The sequence below is a fragment of the Amycolatopsis ruanii genome (genome assembly GCF_003385175.1).
GTDB classification, from domain to species: domain Bacteria; phylum Actinomycetota; class Actinomycetes; order Mycobacteriales; family Pseudonocardiaceae; genus Amycolatopsis_E; species Amycolatopsis_E thermalba.
In genome coordinates this window covers 1-2,612 of the sequence record NZ_PQHY01000160.1, presented here as the reverse complement: position 1 = coordinate 2,612, position 2,612 = coordinate 1, and the positions used below count along the sequence as shown (strand labels likewise).

Below are 2,612 nucleotides of genomic sequence, written 5' to 3'. Positions count from 1 at the left end.
GTGGCGGCGGGCAGCGGCGCGCCTGGGCCGGTGCGGCGCGGTCGCGGGCGGCGGGCGGCCGTGCGGCCCGGCCTGCCGGCGGGCGCCCCGCCGACGGCCGGTCGCCGACCGGTTTCCCAGCGCGGTCCACTGGCGGGCGGCCGGCGGAGGTGCGGCCGGCTCGGTCGGCGGGTGTGCGCCGGACCGGGCCTTCGTGACGAGCGTCGATCTGGCGCGGCTGTCGCGGCCGTGCGGGCCGGCCGGTCCCACGATCGTTCCGCGGGTCGTCCACGCCAGGTGCTCCTTTCGCCACAGTCGTTCACCTACTCGGCCGTAGCGTCGCATACGGCCAACCGGAAGTGGTTCACAACACTCGATTACGTGTTGTGCACCACCGCCTTGGTGGATACGAGCGTGCTGGCCACCGCCGCCAGCGCGATCAGGGCTGTCACGCCGTGCACCGCCATCGTCACCGGCTCGGCCGCCGACAGCAGTGCCGGGACGCACGCCAGGCCCGTCACGACCCACGTGCTGCGTGCTTCGCTGAGCCCCGTCCGCACCGTGTGCAGGAGGAATACCCCGATCAGCAGCTGGATAAGGTTCTGGATCGGGTCGACCGCCAGTCCCATGATCGTGCCGTCGCCGCCACCGAACCGGGTCAGCGCGAACCCGAACAGCCCGACCACGGCGAACCCGATCCCGAGCATGGTCGCCGCGTGCGCGAGCCAGCCGCCGGAGCCGGGCTGGTTCGCGACCGGGACGGCGGTCTCGCGCGGGTGGCGCTCGAACCACCAGAAGACCATCAGCGCGGGCACCGCGAGCAGCGCCAGCGCGAACCAGGTGCGCGGGTCGCCCAGCCACGTGAAGATCGCCGCCGGGTGGTCCGGCAGGTAGACCAGGGCCACGACCAGCAGCATCGCGGCGAGGAAGCCCAGGTACAGGCTCATCGGGGCGCGCATCGCCAATCGGGCCACTCCGGCGGAACGGGTGGTCAGCCGGGCGAGTGGCTTCGCGGCCAGCCCGAGCAGACCGATCTGGGCGGCGCCGAGCAGCAGGACCGGCACGGTGGGCCCGGACAGCGCGGGCGGCGCGCCCGGCGCCCCGAGCAGGTCCCTGCTGAGCCCGCCGACGGTCGTGAGCAGGGCGAGGCCGGTGATGCCCACGGCGGTGACGGCGGCCAGGAGCAGGCGGTTGGAGGCGCGGATGCGCCCGAACGCGACCTGCTGGGCGAGCAGGGCCAGGCCGAACGCCGCCAGGTAGCGCGGGACCGGCGAGCCGAGGGCACGCGCGGCCATCTCGGCCAGCACGACCAAAGCGAGCAGGCCGGCGACCGAGGCCGCCGCGGCGCGCCGGTGCAGCGCGAGCATCAGCGGGGTGGCGACCACGGTGAGCAGGTAGAGGCCCAGCAGCCACAGCGGGTGCAGGGCGATCCGCATGATCGCGGCGTTGGTGCCCTCGGGGATGCCGAGCAGTTCGAGCGCGAGCGGCACGAGCAGTGCCACCACGACGAAGATCAGGGCCGGGCGCAGCAGCCAGCTGGCCCGGTGGGCCAGGTACTGGCGGTACCCGCCGCCGCTGTCCCGGGTCGCGCGCCAGCCCGCGGCGTTGGCGCGGCCGCCGGCGAAGAAGAACACCGGGGCGAGTTGCGCCACCCACGTGAACGGCCACAGCCATTCGGCGCCCACGCCGGCCCAGCGGGCCAGCGCGATGGCCGATTCGCCGAGGATCAGCAGGACCAGGGCGCCCACGCCGAGCGTGACCCAGGGGGACAGCGGCGCGGACCGGGCCGGGGCCGCGGCCGGGGCGGGTGTGCTGACGCGGGCGTGCCGGTGCTGCAGCCAGCCGCGGAGGCGGAAGATCAGGAGGCACCCGATCACGGCGACCCCGGCCAGCAGCGGGCCGATCGGATCGCCGACCGGCGGGCCCCAGCGCTGGTGCCAGGAGTTCACGACGAGCCCGGCGGAGTAGAGGCTCGCGACGACCCGGCACGTGCGGGGCGAGTCCATCGGGTTGAGGTCGCAGGCGGCGTGCATGTCGTCGGACAGGCGCTGGTCCAGGGCCTCGCGGACGTCCGGGCCGAGGGGGTGGCCGACCGCGGCGGCGTAGCGGAGGAGGTCGTAGCCCAGGTCGTGCGCCTTGCACGGGACCGCGTAGTCCCACTTCGTGTTGTCGTCGCCCCACGGCGTCGAGCAGCCGCCGTCGACGTGCACCGCGCGGACGGTGCCGTCGCGCGCCGTCATCTGCCCGGGGACGACGCCGGTGACCTGGGTGAAGTCCGTGGGCAGGAGGGCGAGGGCGTTCGGTTGCGGGCCGGGATGGACGAGTGCCTCGATGGCCTGCTGGGCGGCGAGGGCGCCGCCGGTGGGCGCGCTGGCGTCCGGCGGGGCGGCCGGCCGCGAGGCGACGAACCCGAAGGTGAGGACGGCCAGCGACAGCACCAGCAGCCAGCCGGAGGTGGCCAGACGGCGGCGCACCCGGGGCACCGGTGGGGTGCTGGTCCCGGGTGGCGGGTGGTCGGTGAAGGTCGCTGGGGTGATCATCGCCTCCCAGAGTGGCAGGGGAGCGGCCTCGGCGGCCACCAGGGAATTCCCTGATCGTGGTTCTTCGAGGGCGCCACTCTAGTGGGTGACGGG

1 protein-coding gene is annotated in these 2,612 nt (G+C 74.9%); it reads right to left on the bottom strand.

What is annotated here, in order from left to right; translation table 11 throughout:
• Positions 1-356: 356 nt before the first annotated feature.
• Positions 357-2,519, bottom strand: a complete 2,163-nt coding sequence (locus tag D0D28_RS35330) for a phospholipase (protein WP_116115540.1) — start codon at positions 2,517-2,519, stop codon at positions 357-359.
• Positions 2,520-2,612 lie beyond the last annotated feature (93 nt).

Coding starts and splice junctions, on each gene's coding strand:
- D0D28_RS35330 (WP_116115540.1), bottom strand. CDS start 2,519: ATGATCACCCCAGCGACCTTCACCGACCACCCGCCACCCGGGACCAGC.